Raw genomic sequence first — 23,664 nt, 5'->3', positions numbered from 1 at the left:
CCACTAAAGACTTTCAAGGGGTGTTTCAACGAACCCGCCGGGTGATGCGTTACTTCGCCCGGTAGCCCCGCCCAGCCCACGCCGCACTGATGGACGGTCCATCAGCTGCCCGAATACGTGAGCACAACACTGAGAATAGGCGGGGTTGAGGGCGGGGGGATAAGTTTTTAGCGATTCAGAACTTAAAAATCCCGCAGGCGAGGCGGGATTTTGGAAGTATGTTTGTGCCGTGTGGTCGTCGCTAAACCTTTGCGCCTTTGCGACCGAAGCCGACGACGCTTTCGGAGATCTTGTCCAGGGGCCAGCGTGGGCGCGGGGCTTCGTTCATGTCGTCGCCCTTACCGTTTTGTTCCAGAATAGATGGGTCTTCGGCAACGAGTTTTCTCAGTCGCTCCGCTCCAGCCCATGCAATCATGGCGGCGTTGTCTGTGCACAGTTTGTGCGGTGGTGCGATTAATTCCGCACTATGTTCCGCAGCAACCTCGTTGAGACGAATCCTAATTGCTTCGTTTGCTGCAACACCGCCCGCAATAACCATTTTGACAGGCGTATCCGGATAGCGTTCTTTAAATAATTCGAAGGCTCTTGCACTGCGTTTTCCGAGAACATCCGCGACAGCTTCCTGGAAGGAGGCGCACAGATTGTTGACGGTTTGCTCGCTGACAGGCTCTTCTTTTAAGGCGGCGGTGCGCACTGCTGTCTTCAACCCGGCAAAAGACATGTCGAGGCCGGGGCGGTCCAAAAGTGGGCGTGGCAGTTTGTAGACGGTTGGATCACCAAGTTTTGCAGCTTTTTCTACAGCCGGACCGCCGGGATAAGGCAGGCCGAGCAGTTTGGCTGTTTTGTCAAACGCTTCACCAATCGCATCATCAATGGTTGTGCCCAATCTTTCGTATTCCCCAAGAGCTTTTACGAGGAGATACTGGGTGTGTCCGCCGGAGACGAGGAGCAGCAGGAATGGGAATTCAACCTGATCCGTCATGCGTGCGGTGAGGGCGTGTCCTTCCAAATGATTCACTGCAATCAATGGCTTATCGATTGCCATGGCGATAGATTTTGCTGTCATCAAGCCCACGATGACGCCGCCAATGAGGCCGGGGCCAGCGGTTGCAGCAACTGCGGATAGATTAGAGTACTTCACATTTGCTGTTTTCATCGCCTGATCTACGATACCATCCAGCAACTGAATGTGGGCGCGCGCCGCAATCTCTGGTACAACACCGCCGAACGGTGTGTGCTCATCGATTTGAGAATGCACCACGTTGGACAAAATTACGCATTTGCCATCTTGATCAATCTCAAGGACAGCAGCGGCAGTTTCGTCACAACTCGTTTCTATGCCGAGGATGGTCAGCACGTTTGGTCTCCTTTGGCCGCTTGGTTTTTGTCGTTCTCTCATGCGCAAAGCATGGTTGATTTCGCGGGCCGATGATTTTATGTCGCTCATCTAACATGAGCCCCTAGCATTGGGAATGTGATCCTTGCAAACAAAACCTATAAGAATTGGTACACGTGGAAGCGCCCTGGCACTGGCCCAGGCGTATGAAACACGCGCTCGTCTCGCGAAGGCACACGGGTTAACCGATGATGACTTCGAGATTGTTGTTATAAAAACAACGGGAGACCAAATTCAAGATAGGCCTCTTTCCGAAGCAGGCGGCAAAGGCTTGTTCACCAAGGAAATTGAGGAAGCTTTGCTGGATAAGTCCATTGATCTGGCAGTTCATTCTTCCAAGGATATGCCGACAGTGCTGCCGGATGGTCTGGGCATGACCGCTTACCTTCCACGTGAAGATGTGCGCGATGCTTTCATTTCTCCTAAGGTAGAAAAACTGACAGATCTTCCACAGGGTGCTGTGGTCGGGTCTTCCAGTTTGCGTCGTCAGGCACAGATTAAGCGTCTACGGCCTGATCTTGATGTGGTGATGTATCGCGGTAACCTCCAGACCCGTTTGCGCAAACTTGGTGAAGGTGTGGTTGACGCAACCTTCCTTGCTTACGCTGGTCTGCGACGTCTGGGACAAGGTGATCTGGTTACGTCTTTGATGGATGTGGAGCACTTCCTTCCTGCTGTCGGGCAGGGCGCGATTGGTATTGAGGCGCGTCTTGGTGATGAAGAGACTGCGCGCATTCTTGCGCCGATCCATCACGCAGAGACTGAAAGCCGCCTTTTGCTGGAGCGTGCTTATCTGGCTGAGATGGATGGTTCTTGCCGTACGCCGATTGCTGGTCTCTCCCATGTGGAAGGGGATCGTATCCGTTTCCGGGGTGAGGTGATCAAACCGGATGGCAGCCAGACGCACACAGTTGAAGGTGAAGGCCCGTTAAGCGATGCTGAAGAGATTGGCCGCGAGCTTGGCAAAGAGCTGAAGGCGAAGTCTGGTCCAAACTTTCTGGAGCTCTAATGAAAATACTCGTGACCCGTCCTCAGCCTCAAGCGGATAAAACTGCACAGAAGCTGATTGCTATGGGACACGATGTGATTGTTGAGCCGATGCTGAGTTTCCAGCCGCTGACCGTTGACGGTGATGTGGCTGGGGACGCCAAAGCGATTGCTGTGACGAGCGCGAATGCCATTGAAGCCCTTGTCTTCAATGGTCTTGTTTCACAGCTACAGCACCTTCCTCTCTATTCTGTGGGTGAGGCGACAGCCAGAACTGCAGAGGCTTCCGGTTTCCAAGAGATCATATGTGCGGATGGGGATGTTGATTCCCTTGGCGGACTGATTGCGGACAGCAAGCAGGTGGGGCCTGTCTTTTACCCTGCAGCGATTGACCGCAGTGGTGACCTGGCCGGACAGCTTGAGCTGCAGGGCATTGCCTGCCGTATGGTGGAGGTCTACCAAATGGCTGCTGCGACTGGCTTTTCTGAGAAAACCCGTGAACTGATTGAAGCAGGGATGCTGGATTGTGTGTTGTTTTATTCTCCGCGAACAATTCAAATTTTTCTCAGCCTTTCAAATCTTGAAAAAACCATAGTGTTTCTTAACTCTATGAAAGCATTATGTGTTTCAAAGCGGGTTGCAGAGCAGGCTGGAGCGTTTGGCGAGGTTTTTACTGCGAAAACGCCGCGTGAGGATAGCTTGTTTGAACTTCTCAATGGTTCGATAAGTTGAGAGGAAGTGATTTGCACTTCTCTGAACCCTATGGAGAAGTCGCAGTTTGTTTGGCAAGGTGCTAATTCTCCCTGATAGCAGTTTGCTAAAGGGATGCTTATGTTAAGAAAGAGGCCTCTTAAGAGGCCTTGTCGAGATTGCGTGACTATGAAAATTGGCGCGGCTGGAAACTGCTTGAAACGCGCCATTCTAGGAGGTTTTGATGGCTGCTGATGACAAAAAAGGTGGGGCGTCCACCGGGGCAGGCTCGGGTGGTGGAACATCATCACGGAAATCTCCGCTCTCCAGTGGATCCCGAAAGCCTGTCACGATTGACCTGCCTGCGAAAGACGTTTCCAAGACTGATAAGCCTGCCGCGAGCGCTGGTCCTGCGGCCAAGCCTGCTGCGAGCAAGGCGACTTCTACCAAGGCGGGCTCTGTGCCGCCAACTGGCAAACAACAATCACAATCATCCGTGAAGACTGAAAATACTGAAGCGATGAAAGCTGCTGCTGCGAAGCCTGCAGCGGGCGCTAAACCAGCTGCGGGGGCACCTTCTGCCTCAACAACAGCCAAGCCGACTGCTGCTGCAAGCGCAAAGGCCGCAGTTGATGAGAAGAAGGACGCTGCTGCATCCAGCACAGTAAAGCCTTCTGCTACGAAGACGACAGGCGCCAGCAAAACTGCTGCCGCGAGCAAAACCTCCACCGCTTCTGCTGCGAAAGAGCCTGTGAAGGGCAAGGACGATAAGGCTGGCTCGGGTGGCAAGGATACGCCTCCACCACCGCCTCCTTCCGGTAAAGGCCCCAGCGGGCCTGCTGATAAGCCTCCGCATCCGCCTAAGCAAGGTGCTGGATTTGGCGCGATGCTTGCTGCTGGCGTTATTGGTGCGCTGATTGTTGCAGGTGCTGGCGTTGGTCTGCATCAGGTTGGCATGCTTCAGATGATTGGCGCCGGCTCTGGTCAGAATGCGACCGAGGTTCAGGCTCTTCTGGAAAGCTCCAAGAACCGCTATTCGCAGCTGAGCCAGGAAATTACGGCGCTGAAAGATCATGCGGCGGGTAGTTTTGCGGCTAAGGAAACCATTCAGAACCTGACTGATCAGCTGGATGCGATCCAGAAAGAAACCAGCAGTAAATTGAGTGATGCGACTGCAGGTGTGACCGCGAAGGTGCAAGAGCAGGTTTCGACGCTTGGTGCTGAGATTAAAGAGCTGAACGAATTGATTTCCAACGGTGCAGCCGGTGATGGTGCTGCTGTTGCCAGCATGAAGAAGACACAGGATCAGCTGACTAAGCAGGTTGCTGATCTGACCGCAGCGTCCCGAAAGAATGCTGAGCAGGTTCTGAAAGGCATGCAAGGCAGTCTGACAGATTTGCAAAAGCAGTTTCAGGCATTGAAAGAAGCGCCGACACAACTGAAGGATCTTGGTTCACAGTTGGCTGTAACTGGTTCCAAGGTGGATGAAGCGCTTGCGCAGATTGGCAAGTTGACGGCTGAGCAGAAAGTTCTTGAAGGCAAGATTGAAGCGCTGACGCAGGCGAATGCCGAGACAACACAGCAGATTACTGCACGTGTTGACCGGTTGGAGAAGGCTCTTGGCACTGCAAGTGCGCAGGAGCGTGCGGCGCGTGCAATCGCGATTGCCTCTTTGCGCAATGCTGTGGATTCTGGTGATACCTATGAGGCGGAACTGGCTGCCGTTGAAGCTGTACTTCCGGGTGATGCTGCTGAGTTGGCGCCACTGAAGGCAAGTGCCGCGAGTGGTATTCCGTCCTCCGCTGCGTTGATTGCCGGATTTGGTAAGGTCGCGCGTGATATGAGTGCGGTGTCGCTGACGAGTGAGAATGATGATGTGGTTGATCGTCTGTTCTCCAGCGCCAAGTCACTGGTTTCTGTTCGGACGCCGACAGACAGTGATGGCACGAGTTCCGGCGAGTTACTTGGCACGATGGAATCCCGGGTTTCTGCGGGTGATCTTGCCGGAGCGATTAAGGCTTACGATGCTTTGCCAGAACCGATGCAACAGGTTGGTGCAGCGTGGGCCGAACAGGTGAAAGCCCGTTTGGCAGCAGATGAATTGGTGAAGAAAATCACCGCTCAAGTTTTGAAGTCGCTTGTTTCTGAAAACAAGTAGTATCGGAAAGGAGCGAAGGACATGGTCCGCGTTCTCATCTTTTTCGCGTTTGTATTTTTGCTGGCTCTCGGCGGAGCCTGGATGGCAGACCGTCCGGGCGTCGTTACGCTTGAATGGCAGGGGTATGTTGTTCAGGCAAGCTTGCTGACAGCTGTTGTTGCGTTTGGTGCTTCCATCGTGGCGTCGATTGTGGCTTGGGGCTTCTTCCGGTTGATCTGGAAGTCGCCAACTCTGGTTTCCCATTTCATGCAGAGCCGCCGGAAAGACAAAGGCTATGATGCCCTGTCTCAGGGGCTGATGGCCCTTGGATCTGGCGATACGCTGCATGCGCGCAAGTTTGGTCTGAAGGCGGATAAACTGCTGGATGGCAACGAGCCTGCTGCTCGCCTGCTTCTGGCGCAGGCCTCTCAGCTGGATGGCGATCATGCAGAAAGCCGTCGCCGGTTTGAGGCGATGCTGGAAGATGATCGCTCCATGGCTGTGGGTTTGCACGGCCTTTACATTGAAGCGGAACGGGAAAGTGAGCCTGCAGCCGCACGCCATTTTGCCGAGGAAGCCTTTAATCTGGTTCCGGGTTTGCGTTGGGCTGGCAATGCCGTGCTTGGGTATCAGGCCGTTTCTGGTGACTGGGAAGAAGCCATTGCAACGCTTGAGCGCAACTATGCTGCTCGCATGCTGGATAAGAAAACTCTTCGTCGCCAGAAAGCTGTTCTGCTGACTGCACGTGCTCTTGAGCTGGAGAATGAGAATCCGGATCGTGCACGCACGCTTGCTGTTGAAGCGCATGGCCTTGCTCCTTCGCTGGTACCTGCTGCGATTGTTGCAGCTCGTTTGCGGACACGCTCAGGCGAGGTGCGCAAAGCAAGTAAGATCCTTGAAGCGACCTGGAAGTTGAGCCCGCACCCAGATCTTGCTGACGCTTATGCTCATGTTCGTCCTGGCGATTCTGTCACGGATCGTCTGAGCCGCGTCAGAACATTGGCGAGCATGCGTGCTTACTCTTCTGAGGGCGCGATTGCGATTGCTGTTGCTGCGATTGAAGCCAAGAAGTTTGATGAAGCACGTGACCAGCTCAAGCGCGTTCTGCGCTCTGAGCCAACGCAGCGTGCGTTCTTGCTAATGGCTGATCTTGAAGAGCGCGAGCATGGTGATCAGGGCCGCATTCGTGAGTGGTTGTCCCGCGCTGTACGTGCGCCAAGCGATAAAGTCTGGACTGCGGATGGCATTGTCTCTGCCAATTGGGCGCCTGTTTCTCCAAAGACAGGCCGTGTGGATGCCTATGAGTGGGCAGCACCGGAAGGGGCTGTGGATCAGGAGCAGTTGATTGAAGTCATCGATGACAAGCTGTTTGAGCCACCTGAACTGGCAGCTCCTGTACAGGTTCTGAAGGAACCGGTCGAGGCGGATATCGTTGTGCCTAAACCGCAGGAAGCAAAAAAGCCTGCTGCAGTGAAGGACGAGCCTGTGGAGGCACCGGCGGCAAAGGCTGACGTTGCTGAGCCTGTTGTTGTGACAGAGACTGCTAAAGAGCCATCTGCTGAGAAAAAGCCAGATGAGCAAGCCAAGACTGAAGAACCTCGTGCGACTGTCGTACCTGTGGAATCTTCCAGTTGGGCGCCGACCAAAGCCAATGAAAAGGCTGCGGACAAGGCAGAGGACCCTTCCAAGACTGAGAAGGAAGCTCCGAGCTCGCCGGATGATAAACCTGAGAAGAAAGATGAGAAGCTGGTGGAGTTCCCGCTTTCTCAGCTTCCTGATGACCCAGGACCTGAACCAGATGATGAAGATCCGAAAACTCCAAAGGATCAGAGTTTCAGGTTCTTCCGCTAAGGGCGTGTTCCGTTTGATTTGTTCAATCAAACGAGAAGAATTCGCTAGGCCAAAGATGTTAGAGTACGATGCATGAATGCTAATGAACGCGACGTGCTCTAAGAGACTTGCACAGGCAGGACACGTGCTCTTTGTTGCGTCTCCTGCCTTTGTAGATTGATGGTGGATGCATTCTCTGCCATTGCAAATCATACTTGCATCTTATTGGGAGCTTGGGTATCAAACTTCCACTTTCCGGCACACCCCTTGTGCCTGTTGGAACGCCGCTGTAGCTCAGATGGTAGAGCACGTCATTCGTAATGATGGGGTCGAAGGTTCGAGTCCTTTCAGCGGCACCACTAACTCTCTGATACTTTATAATCCCCCAAAAACTTGCTCATTTGGCTTTGTCTTGTCGCCTACTCGTCGTAGGTTCGGATTTGTGTTTTTTGGTCCTTTAGTCGAACCTTTAAGCGCATTGATTTCATTTGCACATATGGAGGCCATCGGGGGTTCGTGGGAGCGGGCTGATGATGGTGTGGAGTACCGGAAGTGATTGTCGATCACCTGAATAAGTTGCGCGCGTGGTTGTTTGAAGATGCATTGCCGCTTTGGTTGAAAGCTGGCGAAGACGCTGCAAATGGTGGTTTTGCTGAGACCATCACACTGGATTGTGAAGGTAGTGCGGATAACAGACGTGGTCGCGTCAACCCTCGTATGGTGTTTGTGTATTGCGAAGCAGGACGTCTGGGCTGGGATGGCCCGTGGATGGACGTCGCGCTGCGCACGCAAGCCTATGTGGAGCGGGTGTACGGCACTGCTGATGGGTATATCGGTGCGCTTGCGACGCCCGATGGTGAGCTGCTCGACACTTCGTTTGACCTTTACAATCAGGCCTTTGCGCTACTGGCTCTTTCCAGCATTGCTGATGTAAACAGTGAACAGCGCGGGGAAGCCTGCGCGAAAGCCGGGGCTTTGCTTGATGTTTTGAAGAGCCGCTTCAAGCATCCTGTTGCGGGCTTTCAGGAAGCTGAGCCTGCGCGTGCGCCACTGGGTGCCAACCCGCATATGCATCTGTTTGAAATGTGTCTTGAATGGGAACGCTCTGAGAATCTGAGCACTGAGCAGAAAGCCGTTTGGTCTGCGCTAGCAGATGAGCTTGGTGAGCTTTGCCTGAAGTATTTCATCTGCGAGAAAACAGGTGGTTTGCGTGAGTTCTTTGCACTGGATTGGTCTCCGATGCCAGGTGATGAGGGCAGGGCGCTCGAGCCGGGACATCATTTTGAGTGGGCATGGTTGCTGAGCCGCTGGAACAAGCTGCGTGGTGATGGTCGCGCTAAGGCTGCTGCTGCGCGTCTCTTTGAGATTGCGGAGGTCCATGGCGTAGATCGTGAGCGCGGTGTTGCGGTTATGGGCATCAATGATGACTTTTCCATGCGTGACCCACTGGCGCGTCTGTGGTCTCAGGCTGAATGGCTTAAGGGCTCTATCGCCATGCTGGAGTGCACTCCTGAGAGTGAGTGGCCTCGGTTTCGCCAATCTATGCAGGATGCTCTGAAGGCGTTGGAATTGTTCTTTGAGGGCGTGCCTGCTGGTCTCTGGAAAGACAAGTTTTTGCCGGATGGTAGCTTTGTGAAAGAAGCGGCGCCAGCAAGCTCACTCTATCACATCATTTCGGCCATTTCTGAACTTGACCGGTTTTCTAAAACTGAGGTTGGGCAGAAAGTGGTTACTTTTGAGCGCGCTAAATAACGGTTCCTGCAGTATAGATTGGGAGAATTGCAATGGTTAAATGGGGTGTGCTCTCGACTGCACGGATTGGCCGCGAAAAGGTTATTCCTGCGCTTCAAAAAGCCAAGGGCGTTGAGGTTGTCGCGATTGCTTCTCGTAATGAGGAGAATGCCAAGAAAGCTGCTGCTGAACTGGGTATCGAGAAAGCCTATGGTTCCTATGAGGCGCTGTTGGCTGATCCTGATATTGACGTGATTTACAATCCGCTTCCCAACCACATGCATGTGCCGATGACGATTGAGGCTGTGAAAGCTGGAAAGCATGTGCTCTGTGAAAAGCCGATTGCGCTTGATGCAGATGAAGCGCGTCTTCTGCTGGAAATGCCGGATAACCGCTTCGTAATGGAAGCCTTTATGGTGCGGGCGCATCCGCAGTGGCAGCGGGCGCTTGAGATTGTAGAATCTGGTGAGCTGGGCAAGCTGCAGAGTATTCAGGCATTCTTTGGTTACAGCAATCAGGACCCGCAGAACATTCGCAACAAAGCAGAGCTTGGCGGGGGCGGCCTGATGGATATTGGCTGCTATCCGATTGTGGCGTCACGTTACTTCTTTGATGCTGAGCCTGAGCGTGTTGTGAGCCTTGTTGATCGTGACAGAAACTTTGGCACGGACCGTCTGACATCTGTGATGATGGACTTTGGAGAAGGACGTCAGGCTCAATTTACGGTTTCAACCCAGTCTGCTCCGTATCAGCGTATCAATCTGGTGGGGACTGCCAAGCGTCTGGAAATTCTCATCCCATTCAATGCACCTGCTGGTGAAGAGACTATCTTGCGTCTCGATTCTGGCAGTTTGCCGGGGGATGGTGCGATTGAAGTGGAGCGCGTTGCTGCCTGTGATCAATATACGCTGCAGGGTGAGTTGTTCTCTCGTGTGGTCAAAGGTGAAGAAGAGCTGCCTTACGGTGTTGCTGATGCAATCCAGAACATGGAAATCATCGATGCGATTGTCCGCTCTGAACGCAATGACAGCTGGGAGACCGTTGGGTCTCCCGACTGAGTGTTTTGCTGGTGTTAGAGCATGTTGCGCTTGTTTGCATTTACGCCTCATGCCCTAACTTCTTTATTTTGAGCGAATTCTTGTCGTTTGATTGAATACAATCAAACGGAACGCGCTCTAGATTTTTTCGCCTCTGATGGAATAGAGGTTGTCGCGATTGAGTGTATTGAGATCGCGACGACCACACAGTGCCATGGTGGTATCCAGTTCCTTCTGGATGATCTCCAGTGACTGTGTCACGCCTTGCTTACCGCCTGCGCCCAAACCGTACAGGAACGGTCTGCCGATGTAGGTGCCTTTGGCGCCGAGACAGATGGCTTTCAGCACATCCTGACCTGAGCGAATGCCGCCATCGATGTGGATCTCCACCTTATCACCGACCTCGTCCACGATTTCCGGCAGGATCTCGATGGAGGATGGTGCGCCGTCGAGCTGACGTCCGCCGTGGTTGGAGACGATGATCGCATCACAGCCAGAATCGACTGCGTGGCGTGCGTCTTCCTTATCCAGAATGCCTTTGAGGATTAGCGGGCCGCCCCACTGTTTTTTGATCCACTCAATGTCATCCCAGCTCAGGCGTGGGTCAAACTGCTCTGCTGTCCATGAGGACAGGGAGGAGAGATCGCCAACACCTTTTGCATGGCCGACAATATTGCCAAAGGTGCGGTTTGGCGTTGTGAGCATTTTCATGCACCACATTGGGCGTGTTGCCATCTGCCAGATGTGTTTGGGCGTAAACTTTGGCGGGGCAGACAAGCCGTTGCGCAAATCTTTGTGGCGCTGGCCCAGGATCTGCAGGTCGAATGTGAGAACCAGTGCAGAACAGCCTGCGTTCTTTGCGCGATCGATCAGGGCGTTGATGAAGTCCCGATCCTTCATCACGTAAAGCTGGAACCAGAATGGTTTCGTGGTCTTCGCTGCAACAGCTTCAATAGAGCAGATGCTCATGGTTGAAAGCGTGAAAGGTACGCCGAATTCCTCAGCTGCCTGTGCGGCGAGAATTTCGCCATTGGCGTGCTGCATTCCGGTCAGACCGGTTGGTGCCAGTGCGACAGGCATGGAGACATCCTGTCCGACCATCTTGGTGGCAAGCGTGCGGTCTGTCATGTCGACCGCGATGCGCTGACGCAGCTTGATCTTCGCGAAGTCGCTCTCGTTTGCCTGATAGGTGCTCTCAGTCCAAGAACCAGAGTCGGCATAGTCGAAGAACATCTTTGGAACGCGTCTGCGAGCGCGCGCTTTGAGGTCACTGATTTCTAGTATTGGTGCCATGTACGGGCCTCCCCCCGAAACATTAGTTTTTATGTATAGAGGGATTGCACGTATCGGTGATATGTCAACATTACATGTATACGACTTCAGTCTACCAGTATTGGGAAAAGTGTTATTCGCATTCATCTATGAATGCCGTAAGTACTCTGAAATATCTTTGAATTGACGGTACTGACTAAAGCGTAACTGTCAAATAACTATCTGAATTTGCTTGTTTTGTTTGTTTGCATAAACGTTTAGTGAGTGTCTGGTTGAGACTTCATCTTGCCTGGGTGCTATTTGTGATATGTAACTGAAATATATCTCAAAAAAGCGACATAAGCTTACTTTGCAGATACTCGAAGTTTAAGATTGGTGAGTGAAATTACGTAGCTTGTGAGGGCGTGTTGGTGGGGTGGGGGCCAGAAATTTCATGTAAGAGCGAACGTAGATGAGAGAGGCGATGCTACAAAAGAGGGCGTATACAGTGAGTGCTGGTCTTGCCGTCTCGTTGTGCAATCCGGGCGATGAGCTCTTCTGATTTTGCGCAGCTGGACCGGTGGGAAGCGGAGGTGCTGCTTCCCATTGTGAGTATCTGTATGGGAGGATCAGGGAGGCTTCGTGTTCTTATTTCTTCTGCCGGCTGATCCAGGCCATCCAATTGTAAAACCAGTTCCGAAGATTATCTCCGCACCGTTTAAGCACATTGGATATATAGTTCATGGCTTACCCTCCATGTGCAGTTTTGGCTGCCTCAATGGTGGGCTCAATTAGCTAAATGTAAATGAAAGAACTGCCTCAAGATTTAAGTTTGGATGGCGAGCCGAAGAGAGCTCACCATCCAATTGGCGGTTTACTTATCAGCGATAACCTTGTCGGCTTCGGCTTTTCTCATTACCAAGTCTTCTGTCTTACTCGTCGTAAGATTTGCGAATTGATCCCAATAAGTGCGGCCTCTCCATCGTATGAATGAGCCAAACTCGAACCAGAAGGCAGCGAGACTGAGAACAACCCCGCCTACGATCCAAAGCCAGAAATTTCCTTGTCCGAGGTTTTGAAGTAGTTCCTGAGCTTGTTTTCCTGCTTCTACCAAATCTAACATGATGATCTGATAGAGTGAGTAAAGCCCAAACAAGGCTGTGATGATGAGAACTGTCGCTTTAAAGTACTCACGCTTTAATGCTGACTTTAGATCAGGCTTCTGAAGAGAGGCATTATATACATTCAAATTGAGTAGACGCTTTCCTGGGGTCTGACCCATTCTAGCAAGAAACAAGGCAAATACGAATGGGGCGAGCAAATAGAAGAACGGCTCTGATGGGAGGTAAGTTCTTTGATTACCGTATTCATCAGAGTAGTAACTCACTGAGACAGAACGTGTGACATTGCCTTCCTTCCAGATTTTCTGAAGAGCCGTTATGTGGAAGCTACTTGCAAACATGTTTGTTTGCTTGCAGAGAATTTGCTGGCGTTGATGGCCTGGTTCGAGCGGTAAGATCTCATTCATACGCTCTTGCGAGATCATGTCAAATTGAGGTGCACAGGCAGTTGTCTTGAGAAGTTCTGGCGCAAGAAATCGTGTAGAAAAAACACTGTTATATGCGACGACAATAGCGGTAATGACAAAGCCGAGGATAAACAGATCTAGTAGATACGCGAATGCTCTTCGCCAGAAGTACTTTGCAGTCATTGGATATGTACCGGCATTTAATGCTAAGTACCTGAGGAACAAGAGTGATCGCAGATACCGCAAAAGCTGATTAAAATTTTGTTTCTATATACAGTCTTAGGTTCAAGGAAATCAAAGAATTAATCGTATGCAGAAGGGAGAAAGAGGCCTGTTCCCGTAGTAATTATTTTCTCATGCCGGGTCATTATAATTTCATATAAATGGTGACCCCGAGTGTCACCTTGAGTTTTTTAATTTATTATATTTTTCAAGTAGTTATTGATGTTACTTGCTTTTGTACCCCACAATCTACCCCACAAACTGAGTTTTCACGGTACTCTTGAGGTTGATCTTCAGGGACCTTTTTTGTTGGGGTATACCTCAGGGTATACCTTTTGAAGATGCTGGGGCTCTCAAGTAATTTCTGGCTTTGAGTAGCGATCTTCGGCTTTTCCTTTGCCAAAGTATGCAACTGATTGCTTTCTTCGTCACTTGGTCATGCTCAATTGGCGTCGTACTGCGTGCTTGGAGCAGGTATGATTCTACTACTCATTCATTGCCGGAGTAGCGCTCATGCCCGCAGTAAAGGCCCTTGATCATTCAGCAGCTGAAGCCCTATGCAGTTCCTTTGGAGTTGAGATTGTGCCCTACAATGTTCGCTTCCGTACCGGAGTAGATGCACCACCTCAAATATGCGGCTCCGCGCGTCTTCAGCGCCTTATAGAGCGTCATGGGGAGGATGTTGTATGGAAGGCTCTCTATGCCTTGCTGAACACCACCTACGACAGCAAACAGCTGCAATCGGCTGTTGTTAGTGCTCTGGTTGATCTGCTTCTGCAGTACCCGAGCTGGGGGGAGCGCTTGGGTGAGTTTTGCGATGTTTTGGACAAGGTAAAGATTGGCGAACTGTACGACATGTGCCGGAATGCACCTGGTGTTGATGGGGGAGCACCGAAGCGCCGTGTGATCTTCACTGCATACTTGGAAGCGCTGCTTATACCGGAGTTGGAAGGAAAAAGCCTAATGTATGAGACAGGGATGTCTCAGGACACGACTATGGGGCAAGGTAGTCGATAAACTGGTTCTCAAACTGAGTTACCCACGTGACTAAGTGGAAGGTTGTACTCTTGATTGCATAGCCTTCTTTATCAGTGTGTACCTCTTCTGTGCGGATTCTTAATGATCGAACCAATGCGAATAGGTTGATGATATTGCGGTTGTTGACAGTAACTTCATTCGTTTTCGCATTAGCGAACTTGGCCTGGAAAAGTACAACGTATCGGAGTTCAGCTGAGAAGGCATTTCACGACCCCAAGCGTTATAAATTGGTGCACATGCGCTTACTGAGACACTTTTCATCTCAATAGTCTCACCCAAATCAACATTCTCACCGGAACGATTTATCGGTGCGTAAAGCTCTAGCGGCTCGCCATCTTTCGCAATTAAGGTTGCGGCCAGTCCTTCTTCTCGTCCGGGAATTTCTGCAACTCTTCGATAACGATATTGAGGCTTAAACTTAGCCCGCCAAACCTCGTTGATTATCAAAACAGCGTCTCCGCCTAAACGCAGAACATCGTTAGCAAGCTGCCGCATTAAGATATACTTTTGCCCGTGCTCATCTACACGTAACTCCCGCATATTAATCATCTTTTTATCTTTAAAAATGAAGACAGCAAAAACGTGATGACCATCTTGTAAGAACAATCGTCGCGCTACCTCAAAATATTCGCGTGCTATTTCATACAAATCTCCGCTAGCACTAAACATTTTGCTTGTATCGAAGCCGTATCTCTCAGCAGCCTCTTCAAGATTCTCACGACTGACGGTTTCGCTCTTTCTCTCAAAATCAAAGCGTTCACCGGTTGCAATCCATATATTTAGCGATCTTCGCTCACTGTGCCCAATCATGCATGGCAAGCGCCCTCCAGCCATTGCGCGGTCATAGGGTATCTCGCCTTCATCTGTAACAACAATCGGCTCAGGTAGACCCATTTGCTTATGAGCATCCGAGACTAAAAGCGCAAGATGCCCGTAGGCAACTGCTACTGCGTCCAATAACTCATAATCTGGAAGCGTGTTCTCTACCCACCGTCTTTCAACTCGAAGAACCCCATCCTTGCGAATATGTGCTCCTTCGTCATTTGTAGGAATTCGCTCGATTAGGTTTTGAAGCCCTTCAAATAACTCTGCCGGAATTTCCTCTTGCATTCCATCATCATAATAAGAAGAAATAATCTCAGCATGAACTACGCTATGTTGTTCCAGATCTCCTTGCTTCTCGATTTTGTTTCGCGCATCTACCATCCAGCGCATTAGCGGTAATGCTTTTAAGCGCTCCTGCCATTTGCTGTACCAGTTTTCAAAGTCTGGGATGATAGATTTATTGCTTTGAAGAATAAAGGTAACTGTTCTAGCAGTCTGAATTGCGGTTTGAATTGATATTCGAAACTCTTCTGGATTGAAATAGGCTTCTTCTGCCTGATGCCACTGGCGATGCAGGTCACTCAATCGTCGATCTACAGCGCTAAGCGGGCAATGTTTGCTGTCATGATTAGAGTCACGCATTGGAATTCACCAAATTATCAAACTGACTGAGGACCACGTCGAATTAAAATCATCTTTTTGTAGAGCTTCACAGCTGCTACTCCAGTTTTTTGTCAGAGCTTTATAGCTTAGCATACGCTCTTCGGATGCAATCAGCACTATTGCAAGCCCGTGCTCCGCTCAGCCAGAGCTTATTTCCGATCTTGTCGGTTAACGGGCACTTGGCTACCCCTCGCTATTGACAGATCCCAGAATTCTCACCATGCTATTTCATAGCTAGCCTAAGGCTGGTGAGCGCATCAAACAGAGGTGCGCGGGGATTGGCGTCCCTTTCTGTTACAAGGCGTTCCAACCGCGCCACGTCTCCCTGTGAGCGTGGTTTTCTATGGTCGGGCGAATGAGAGCACGTATGTGCGCCGCTTCCTTGTAGCGGTAACGCCAATCTTGTTCTGCCCGACCACCAGAGATTGGCGTCTCTGTTGTCGGGTTGCCCTGCTACAAGGAAGCCGACTATGCATACTTCAAACAATTTTTCAGATCAGACAAACAGCTTGCTCCAAGTGGCCGTTGACTTCGTCGCCCAGCGTTGTGAAGTCAACTCTGTTGGAGAGATGGTCCATCTACATGTGATCCTCACCCAAGATGAAATGGATCGGCTTGCGCTCTTTGGTGCGATGGTTGATGAGCTGGAAGATCCTGATAGCTATGCGTAGGTCAGAGATGTTGGTGCTTGTCTAAGTGGTAGACACTGTGTGTGCTTATTGCCTGCCCGCTCTGTCTGGGACTAGCAGTGTTTGGGCAGCCCTCATAAGGGGAGACGCTGTATGCTTTGCCGACCTCATGGCGTCCCTCTGCTGTCCTTGCGGCCTAAATTTATTTTCAACTGCATAAGGTTAGAGTGAGTTCCCGTGTCCCCGTTCTGACCTTATGTTGTTTGTTCGAGTTGCTGTCGTGCCTCTGTCGCACTTCTCTGGAATTAGAGCCTCTTAGGTCTTGAGGCTGAAGGGGTAAAACCAGTTCTGCCTTGTCGCGGTATCTGATGAGTGTTTGTCGCGCCTGTAAGGGCAGCAGCTTTGCCCTTACTTACTTTTGTTGGGCTATCCTATGCTGGCTCTGGCGTTGCTGAAGTGGCCTCTTCCATGATCTCTAGCTTAGGCAGGGCGTTCACAATCTTCATCGTCTGAAGGCTTACTGTGATGACGCGTTGGAAGAGTTCTAGCGGGTAACGTGGATTGCCCACTGTCTCGATAGCGTACCGGTTGGCATCGTTGACGATACCGCTGGCCTTGTCAGTCTTCACGCATTGGCGTTCCATCACCCATGCAAGGGCAGGCTTGCCATTGACCACGTAGTCATAGGCTTCCTCTGGAATGCCTGTCATGGTGATATTTGCGTTGTAGGTCACCGTGGACTTGTCATCGACCTTCTTTGATTTTCCGTCTTCATCCTTGGCTTGTTTCTTGCCGAACTTCATCTTCTCAACGCGGAAAAAGGCTTCCTCATCTGTGATGTTCGCCAGCTCCAGAGAGCCTTCTTTGAAGATGACAGGATAAGGCTCAACACTCTCATAGTTCACATGCAGCTCACCCAGCGCTTTGCCTGCCTTGGAGAATGCCCAGAAGTCTTCAACTCGGGAAACCGCAGGGATGCGCGGGAGTTCTTTTGACAGGTTGTTCTTGAAACGCTCGCGGTAATCGGAGGAATGAAGCAGGCCATAGATATAGTAGAACAAGTCTTCCTTAGAGATGGACACAATCGAGTAGGCGTCTTGGAAGTGCTTTAGTCCCTCATCACTGATACCGTCTCTTTCTGTGTAGGCTGCTTCACCAGTGGCAAAAAGGCCATCATCGGTGCTAGTGGGCACGTAAAGTTTGAGGGGAAAGCACTGCGACCCGGCAAGTGAAGATGCGATGCAGAACTCAGGTAAATCTTGCGTCATAAGCGCAGAAAACATTACATTCCCTCTCGCAGCTGATAGGCAGATAGTAAGGTTCTGGCTCTCCCTTTCTGGAAACAAGTGGTGCATTTGGTACACCATCTCATTAAAGCGCCGATCAAAATATGCCCATTGATGAGTGAATGGCCGATAGAGGGAATGAACAACTCTCGCTGGATCATAATTAGCCTTTTTCGAGCGTTCAGCATCCTTGAGCAACGCCCTAGACCAACTGATTTGCTTGGCGTTCCTGTCAAAAAAAGTTTTAGGTTCTCGACCTCCACCGGCTTCTATAAACCTGTCGATCTCCGAATTGAAGAAGGCAATCGTGCGTTTCATTTTAGATTTGACTTCAATCTCAGAAGAATTGAAGCACCAAGCATCTCGGCTGGACAACACACCTTGCGAGAAATTTTGGAAAATTGCGTTGTCTTCTAGCCCCTTCTTGTCTCCAAGAGCAGGAAAACGAGCAAACGAACGATCTGCTTGATTTATCCAGTCGTTATTCTCGTCAGGTGTAAGTTGCGTCCATCCTTTTGAAGCTTCGATACCGTTAATGGACTTAAGGCCGCGTATGATAGACAGCTTTTCTTTTTGATCCAGATAATCACCAATATCGCGATAGTATATTTTCCCAAAATCAGTTGCTTCAGGATTGCGAACTAAAACTGATATTGCAACTGGAGTTCTGGTGCCTTCGCCAAATACGTTACCCCGTTCCTTGCGGCGTTCTTCACCAGATGTTCGAGCGTTGCCTCGTAAGTTGAAAATATATAAGCTAGAAAAGTCTTCAGTTAAGGACTTTCGAAGACCATCGTTTGCATTCCCATCGATCCAGCCTGCATTGGAAACGAAAGCAACAACGCCTCGTTTTTGGCCTGTATCAATTATTCTGTCAGTGGCCCAGCGAACGGCGCGGATATAGCTATCGTAAAGATTTTTTTGTAAGGTCGCTTTTGAATTTGCAGCGTAAGTCGAACGAATACGTTCATCCAAGTTTGCATAGGATATATTCGCCGCATTATCGTTCTCGCTACGCTGACCGGAAGAATAAGGTGGGTTGCCCACAATTACCCGAATATCGCGTTCCTTCTGGCGTGTTCTGCGCTCGGAGTTGTCAGGCATCAGGTCGGCTATCATGTCCTGTTGTTGCTCATAGAGCTGGAAAGTATCAGTCAAGCAGATGCCTTCAAACGGCGTGTAGGTGCCCTTCTCATGCAGTTCTTGCTCGTCTGCCAACTCATGATAGACCGCTTCAATATTGATGGCTGCAATGTAATAGGCTAGCAGAACAATTTCGTTGGCGTGGATCTCATTGCGGTACTTGTGCTCCAACTCCTCAGGCTTAATGAGACCAGACTGGAGAAGGCGGGTAATGAATGTCCCTGTCCCTGTGAATGGGTCAATGATGTGAACGTCCTTGCTGCCCAGCGTTTGACCAAACTCCGCTTGCAGCACATCGTTTACAGAATGGATAATAAAATCCACCACCTCAACAGGTGTATAAACGATGCCAAGCTTATCTTTCAGCTTTGGGAACGCTTTCTGGAAAAACTCGTTATAAAGTTTCACTACTAGGTTCTGCCGGCCTCCAGCGGTCTCAATAACGCTGGCTTTGCGCTTCACACTGGCGTAGAACTTACTCAGACTCTCAGATTCTTTGCCAAGATTTTCCTCCTCCAACGCTTCCAAAATCACATTGATAGCCTTGGAAACCGGGTTTTCTCTTGTGAAGGCATGGCCTTCAAATAAGGCATCAAACACAGGCTTAGTGATGATGTGTTGAGCTAACATTTCAATAGCATCACTTGGGGAAATTTCTGGATTCAGATCGTCTCTCAACTCAGCAAGGAACCCTTCAAATGCTTTGCGCTGGGCGGTTCCCTCTTTCTCAACAATAGTCGTGATGCGTGTGATATGGGTTTGAGCAATCGTGGCAATATCAGTCGCCCAGTCTTCCCAGTAATCCCTCGTACCACACTTCTTCACGATGCGAGCAAGTAGCGCCTTGGTGAACTCATCAAAGACAAAACCGAGCTGTTCCTCGACAGGGAGGTCCATGGAGACGCTATCGCCATCTGAACGGCTATCATCCGCTGAACCACCACTGCCAATGTCAGACTTCAGCGCTGCCCTCTTTTTCTCAGGCAAGCGATCCACAACAGGCACGACTTCAATTGACTTTGTGATGTCCTCGCCAAGCGATGCCTTATTGATGGTCGCATCAAAACGCTCGTCATGAGCTCTCAATGCGTTAAGAATTTGCCAGACAACCTTGTACTTCTCATTGTTGTTCAGCGCTTCTGCTGGTTCGACATCGGGTGGAATGCCTACTGGAAGGATCACGTAGCCAAGCTTCTTACCCTCTGCGCGGCGCATCACACGTCCGACAGATTGAACAACATCGACCTGGCTTTTGCGAGGATGCAAGAACATGATTGCGTCCAGTGAGGGAACATCGACTCCTTCAGATAGGCAGCGGGCATTAGAGAGAATGCGGCAATTGTTTGCCTCTGCATCAGCCTTCAACCAACTCAAAAGTTCGCCACGCTCCTTGGCGTTGAATGTCCCATCAACATGAGCCGCATCACACAGGAGGAGCTTATCGGCCTCAATTCCTTCTTCTTCAGCCAATGTCGAAAGGTAATCGTCTACGACCTTTTCAAACTCATCAACGATCAGCTTGGAGCTCTTGATATCCTTGCAGAAGGCCAAAGCACGGCGCATGGAGTTCTTGTCCCCGGCCCCATCATCAATAAGGTTCTCTTTGGTCAGCGCCTTATAACAACCGATAATCTTGGTTGCGTCATCCAGCTTCAGCTCAGCGCCATCTTTAAGTCGGTTCTGCACCGTGCGGCTGACCATGCCTTCATCAACCGCAAGAACGATGACCTTGTAATCTGACAGCAAACCATTTTCGACAGCCCATCCAAAACCTTTATGGAAGAACACAGGTCCAAACAAAGCCTCGTCGTCCATTGAGGTGAGAACAGCATCTACCTGCTTTGCCTTGGACTTAACCTCATCGCCGAAAATGCGTGGCGTGGCTGTCATGTAAAGACGCTTCTTCGCCTTGATGAAGCTGTTGTCGTGGACTTTTACAAACTTGGATTCATCTTCACCTGCCAGAGTTGCGCCGGTGGTCCGGTGGGCTTCATCGCAAACGATCAGATCGAAGTCGGGAAGCCCTAGCTGCTGAGCATCATTGAGTACCTGAATGGACTGGTAGGTTGCAAAGATAACGGTCATTTCATCACTGGGAAGATCTGCAATCTTCTCAGCAAGTTTGTGTGCATCAGTCGTGGCCGGAATGACGAGGTCATGGATATTGATGTCAGCAACATCATCCTTGACTTTGCGCTTGCCTACCTGCGTGTCTGAACAGACCGCAAAAGCTCTGAAATCCTCTACTGCATCATTCTTCCACTCGGTCACTGTTTGAGCCATAAGAGCAAGTGAAGGCACGAGGAACAATCCTAGCTTCCCTTTGCCAGCATGCTCTTCCATCAGGCATAGACCTGTGTAGGTCTTACCAGTTCCGCAAGCCATGATGAGCTTGCCACGGTCATGCTCTTTAAAGCGCTCTCGAATGACCCCAAAGGCCTCTACCTGATGTGGTCGTGGTGTCTTCTTGGAGCGAAGAACCACTTCACTGGTAGCGAGGTACTTCTCCCAATCGACACGGCTCTCTTCAAGCTGCGCAAGGCCGATACGGGTGGTCGTGATCTGCTGGCCTTGCAGAGCGTCCTCTGCATTCTTGCTGTATGGTGCTTCTGTTGAGTCAACAATGATGCGGCGAGTAAATGGCTCTTTACCGGATGCAGTGAAGAAGGAGTCGATCTCCCCTTTTTGCACGTGATGATCCCGCTTGTAGAACTTACATTGAATTGCGCAGTAACCCGATCCATCATTCATGCGGGCTACAAGGTCTATACCCGTGTCCTTGCCATCTCGACCATGCTCTTTTGCCCAGTCTCGAAATGTCCATACATGGTCGTATTCTGAGCGCTGAATATCGTCGTTCTCGAAGTAAACCTTTACGAGGTCTTCAAAGTACGTCCCTTTCTCTCTCTCGGTGACTGCCTGGGCGCGGTAACTGGCTAAGAGATCATGTAGGGAGGACATCATAAACACCTAATACATCAAAAGAATCACAATTTCGCGCTGCATATTGCAACCATAGATATAATTCTATCAATCATTAGTTTTTGCATGGCCTCAGTTTTATATAATCAGTTGTGTGCCGTTCTCTCAGCTTGTCCTAGCTGTCTCTGAAAGGTCCTTAAGCTGTGTCTATGACTGTTCTGTCGCTGTGCCGATCTTGTTAAGCTCATTTGGATTTGCTGTTTTGATTTGGTGGGTTATCTCTTTTGTGAGTGTGTCACTTGTTGAAGAGGGACGTTTCCTTGATCTGGGGTAACAGGTTGCTGATGGGGCTTGCGGCCTGACGGTTGCGTGTTCAAAACAGTGATGCTATTTATCCACCTAGAGCTTCAGAGTGCCAAGAGTACCAGAAAGCCGTTTAAGCCTGTTCTGGGCGCTTTCTCATCCTCGCTTTGATAATCCCAGTTCATTTGCCTTGAAGGCGCCTCATCATGGCTTCTAGCGCTTGTGCTGTGCCTTGATGGGGGAGAGGCGTTGCAGTGCTACGCTGGGCGTTTTAAAGCGTGCTGCAGTTCGATTTGGGCTTCTGCCTACGGTTGGTGGCGTCTGAGAGTGTTTCCTGCTTTATACGGGCTTTCTAAGCCTCAACGCGCGTAGTCCTGCTTCCCTCTTTGCTTGAGTGCTCTTGAGTGGGCAAAATGGAGCGGATGCTATGATGGGGCTGAACTCTGTCGTTTTTCAGCTTTAAAGGCCTTGCTTACCTTCCCCTCTTAAAAGCCCGTGGAAGCAAAAAAAGGATATACAATCAATCTATTACGCCTGTTTGGGTGAGGGAGCTACCCTCCGCTTTTTGCCCCCTTTGATTAGCGGTTGGAGAGCGAAGTTAAGCGGATGAAGGGGAGATCAGCCAATTGCAGCCAAAATGCGAAACTGAGTGAGTACGTTAAAAGGGGGTGATTTTACATGTTTTGAGGGGTGGGGCTTTGATTTACTTAATCTTTTCCGCCTGAACCTGACATGTAACCCCGCTGTTTTTTCAGCTGTAACGGGCCATAAATCGGGCTCCGCCACCGCAGCAAACTGAAAAAATCAAAACACGGTCCCTAAACCGGGGGGGGCAAGAACAGCCGGACCCGCTAGAGCAAGAACTACATTGCATTGTGGTCTACTTCTTCTAGGTAAACTACTTTGCCATCCTTGATGACGACGCGAAAAGCTCGATCATCCGCTCTTACATCAAAAATGTGGTCAACAGCTGATAACCATTCCATGTAAGGTGCGTCTTGAACGCCGTTTATCTTCATCGTGTAATCGACTTGGTCCAAACGGTTGTCGACGTAGTCGTATGCAATGACGGAAAGAGATATCGGATTGTAGGTAAGGTGGCTATTTACTGCATCTAATGCTAGCATCATAGCTCCGTTTTTACTGACGACTATCTTAGTTCCATTCGTCACATATCGCTTCACCTTTGCGGCAAATTCAATGTATGTCGCCGGAGCTTCAATGAGATCGGCACCAGTCACGATTATCTGAATACCCAGCCCTATTGTGACCAGCCATGCGGGCAAAGAGGCGCCAGGAAAGATGTCAACTTCAACTAAGCCCTCTAAATCATACTGCTCAATGAGTTGTTGTTTATAAGCCTGAGCTTCCTGTTCTTCGTCTTCAGCCGTTCCATAGGTCACATCCAAAAAACAGATGAAAAGCTGGTCATCTGGCTCCTGACTGGATGCTCCAAATGTCAAATCTAAATTTTCTTCAGACATGCAAACCTCGCGAAAGCTCTAAATTGTTGATACTTCGCGATTCTATTTATTGAAACAAGCATAATAATCCTGCCGACTGCAAACAGCCCTCTGACCTCTCTGCCGATCACAGTGGCAAAAGCACGTTCATCTACGACATGCGTGAGCGTCGTAAGTCGTTGCTGTTGAAATCGTATTGAGGGAGCAGAGCAGCATAGAGACGTCAGAAGGATAGCTTGCTGCCCGCCAAAAAAATCTCACTTTTTTCGCGAATGTGTGCAGAGCCTCACTTACCCCTCTCCAGCGCTCCTTAAGATCAGAGGCATCTTCAACCACTGCAAGAAAGGAGAAGGCATGGAGATGATTGATATGGTCATTGCAAATGTAGCGTCACAGCTAATCGTATTCTGCATACTCAGTATTTGGGCTCACTAAGCACTGCGCTGCTTGGTGTCATGAACTTGGGGAAATGTATGTTTCTGCTGAATGAAAAGGCGCGCGCCTATGTCAAGTGTTAGCTTCTTGCATCTCCTCAAGAACCCGATTGGGTTTCCGGTTTGGCTTGAGACATGGGTAGGAGCTG

Annotated in this window: 14 protein-coding genes and 1 tRNA gene; 9 read left to right on the top strand and 6 right to left on the bottom strand. The window is 50.2% G+C overall.

Going from position 1 to position 23,664, the window contains the following annotated elements; genetic code table 11:
* Window positions 1-241: 241 nt before the first annotated feature.
* On the bottom strand, window positions 242-1,354 hold the full coding sequence (gene tsaD, locus PsAD46_RS26650) for a tRNA (adenosine(37)-N6)-threonylcarbamoyltransferase complex transferase subunit TsaD (RefSeq protein WP_063308267.1): 1,113 nt from the start codon (window positions 1,352-1,354) through the stop codon (window positions 242-244).
* 127 nt (window positions 1,355-1,481) lie between these two features.
* On the opposite strand from tsaD, the gene hemC reads away from it, so the two are divergent.
* From hemC to PsAD46_RS26615, 7 genes are all read left to right on the top strand, one after another.
* The gene (hemC, locus tag PsAD46_RS26645) at window positions 1,482-2,405 is read left to right on the top strand and encodes a hydroxymethylbilane synthase (RefSeq protein WP_063291779.1); all 924 of its coding nucleotides are present in this window, start codon (window positions 1,482-1,484) and stop codon (window positions 2,403-2,405) included.
* The gene (locus PsAD46_RS26640) at window positions 2,405-3,115 is read left to right on the top strand and encodes a uroporphyrinogen-III synthase (RefSeq protein ID WP_063291778.1); all 711 of its coding nucleotides are present in this window, start codon (window positions 2,405-2,407) and stop codon (window positions 3,113-3,115) included. Before hemC ends, PsAD46_RS26640 begins: the two co-directional genes overlap by 1 nt.
* 202 nt (window positions 3,116-3,317) lie before the next feature.
* On the top strand, window positions 3,318-5,231 hold the full coding sequence (locus PsAD46_RS26635; protein WP_063308264.1) for a hypothetical protein: 1,914 nt from the start codon (window positions 3,318-3,320) through the stop codon (window positions 5,229-5,231).
* Between the two features lie 21 nt (window positions 5,232-5,252).
* Window positions 5,253-7,061: a heme biosynthesis HemY N-terminal domain-containing protein gene (locus PsAD46_RS26630; protein WP_063291776.1), complete on the top strand. Its 1,809-nt coding sequence runs from the start codon at window positions 5,253-5,255 to the stop codon at window positions 7,059-7,061.
* Between the two features lie 262 nt (window positions 7,062-7,323).
* A tRNA-Thr gene (locus PsAD46_RS26625) sits at window positions 7,324-7,399 on the top strand.
* 193 nt (window positions 7,400-7,592) lie between these two features.
* Window positions 7,593-8,792 (top strand): AGE family epimerase/isomerase, encoded by a 1,200-nt coding sequence (locus PsAD46_RS26620; protein WP_063291775.1) that lies wholly within the window; start codon window positions 7,593-7,595, stop codon window positions 8,790-8,792.
* Between the two features lie 32 nt (window positions 8,793-8,824).
* A complete protein-coding gene (locus PsAD46_RS26615) occupies window positions 8,825-9,829 on the top strand; it encodes a Gfo/Idh/MocA family oxidoreductase (RefSeq protein WP_063290339.1) in 1,005 nt (334 codons plus the stop codon).
* A gap of 117 nt (window positions 9,830-9,946) precedes the next feature.
* Here PsAD46_RS26615 and PsAD46_RS26610 read toward each other — a convergent pair whose 3' ends face one another.
* Window positions 9,947-11,101 carry an alpha-hydroxy acid oxidase gene (locus PsAD46_RS26610; RefSeq protein ID WP_063291774.1) on the bottom strand — a complete coding sequence of 385 codons (1,155 nt, stop codon included), beginning with the start codon at window positions 11,099-11,101 and terminating at the stop codon, window positions 9,947-9,949.
* An 832-nt stretch (window positions 11,102-11,933) separates the two neighbouring features.
* Complete coding sequence (locus PsAD46_RS26605) at window positions 11,934-12,770, bottom strand: RDD family protein (RefSeq protein ID WP_063291773.1); 837 nt, start codon at window positions 12,768-12,770, stop codon at window positions 11,934-11,936.
* A 552-nt stretch (window positions 12,771-13,322) separates the two neighbouring features.
* On the opposite strand from PsAD46_RS26605, the gene PsAD46_RS26600 reads away from it, so the two are divergent.
* Window positions 13,323-13,826, top strand: coding sequence for a hypothetical protein (locus PsAD46_RS26600; RefSeq protein WP_063308263.1), 504 nt, complete (start codon window positions 13,323-13,325; stop codon window positions 13,824-13,826).
* Between the two features lie 99 nt (window positions 13,827-13,925).
* Here PsAD46_RS26600 and PsAD46_RS26595 read toward each other — a convergent pair whose 3' ends face one another.
* On the bottom strand, window positions 13,926-15,314 hold the full coding sequence (locus PsAD46_RS26595) for a hypothetical protein (protein WP_063308262.1): 1,389 nt from the start codon (window positions 15,312-15,314) through the stop codon (window positions 13,926-13,928).
* A gap of 491 nt (window positions 15,315-15,805) precedes the next feature.
* On the opposite strand from PsAD46_RS26595, the gene PsAD46_RS26590 reads away from it, so the two are divergent.
* The gene (locus PsAD46_RS26590; protein ID WP_063308261.1) at window positions 15,806-16,006 is read left to right on the top strand and encodes a hypothetical protein; all 201 of its coding nucleotides are present in this window, start codon (window positions 15,806-15,808) and stop codon (window positions 16,004-16,006) included.
* A gap of 389 nt (window positions 16,007-16,395) precedes the next feature.
* Here the strand turns inward: PsAD46_RS26590 and PsAD46_RS26585 are convergent, their stop codons facing one another.
* Window positions 16,396-21,354: a type ISP restriction/modification enzyme gene (locus tag PsAD46_RS26585; protein WP_063308266.1), complete on the bottom strand. Its 4,959-nt coding sequence runs from the start codon at window positions 21,352-21,354 to the stop codon at window positions 16,396-16,398.
* Between the two features lie 1,127 nt (window positions 21,355-22,481).
* Window positions 22,482-23,102: a hypothetical protein gene (locus tag PsAD46_RS26580; RefSeq protein WP_063308260.1), complete on the bottom strand. Its 621-nt coding sequence runs from the start codon at window positions 23,100-23,102 to the stop codon at window positions 22,482-22,484.
* Between the last annotated feature and the right edge of the window lie 562 nt (window positions 23,103-23,664).

Origin of the sequence: Pseudovibrio sp. Ad46, assembly GCF_001623065.1 — a bacterium.
GTDB lineage: Bacteria > Pseudomonadota > Alphaproteobacteria > Rhizobiales > Stappiaceae > Pseudovibrio.
This window is presented reverse-complemented; position numbering and strand designations above follow the sequence as displayed.

Excerpts from the sequence above, each read along its gene's own strand:
- PsAD46_RS26640 (WP_063291778.1), top strand. The coding sequence starts at position 2,405 with ATGAAAATACTCGTGACCCGTCCTCAGCCTCAAGCGGATAAAACTGCA.
- PsAD46_RS26635 (WP_063308264.1), top strand. The coding sequence starts at position 3,318 with ATGGCTGCTGATGACAAAAAAGGTGGGGCGTCCACCGGGGCAGGCTCG.
- PsAD46_RS26630 (WP_063291776.1), top strand. The coding sequence starts at position 5,253 with ATGGTCCGCGTTCTCATCTTTTTCGCGTTTGTATTTTTGCTGGCTCTC.
- PsAD46_RS26615 (WP_063290339.1), top strand. The coding sequence starts at position 8,825 with ATGGTTAAATGGGGTGTGCTCTCGACTGCACGGATTGGCCGCGAAAAG.
- PsAD46_RS26610 (WP_063291774.1), bottom strand. The coding sequence starts at position 11,101 with ATGGCACCAATACTAGAAATCAGTGACCTCAAAGCGCGCGCTCGCAGA.
- PsAD46_RS26605 (WP_063291773.1), bottom strand. The coding sequence starts at position 12,770 with ATGACTGCAAAGTACTTCTGGCGAAGAGCATTCGCGTATCTACTAGAT.
- PsAD46_RS26600 (WP_063308263.1), top strand. The coding sequence starts at position 13,323 with ATGCCCGCAGTAAAGGCCCTTGATCATTCAGCAGCTGAAGCCCTATGC.
- PsAD46_RS26595 (WP_063308262.1), bottom strand. The coding sequence starts at position 15,314 with ATGCGTGACTCTAATCATGACAGCAAACATTGCCCGCTTAGCGCTGTA.
- PsAD46_RS26590 (WP_063308261.1), top strand. The coding sequence starts at position 15,806 with ATGCATACTTCAAACAATTTTTCAGATCAGACAAACAGCTTGCTCCAA.
- PsAD46_RS26585 (WP_063308266.1), bottom strand. The coding sequence starts at position 21,354 with ATGTCCTCCCTACATGATCTCTTAGCCAGTTACCGCGCCCAGGCAGTC.
- PsAD46_RS26580 (WP_063308260.1), bottom strand. The coding sequence starts at position 23,102 with ATGTCTGAAGAAAATTTAGATTTGACATTTGGAGCATCCAGTCAGGAG.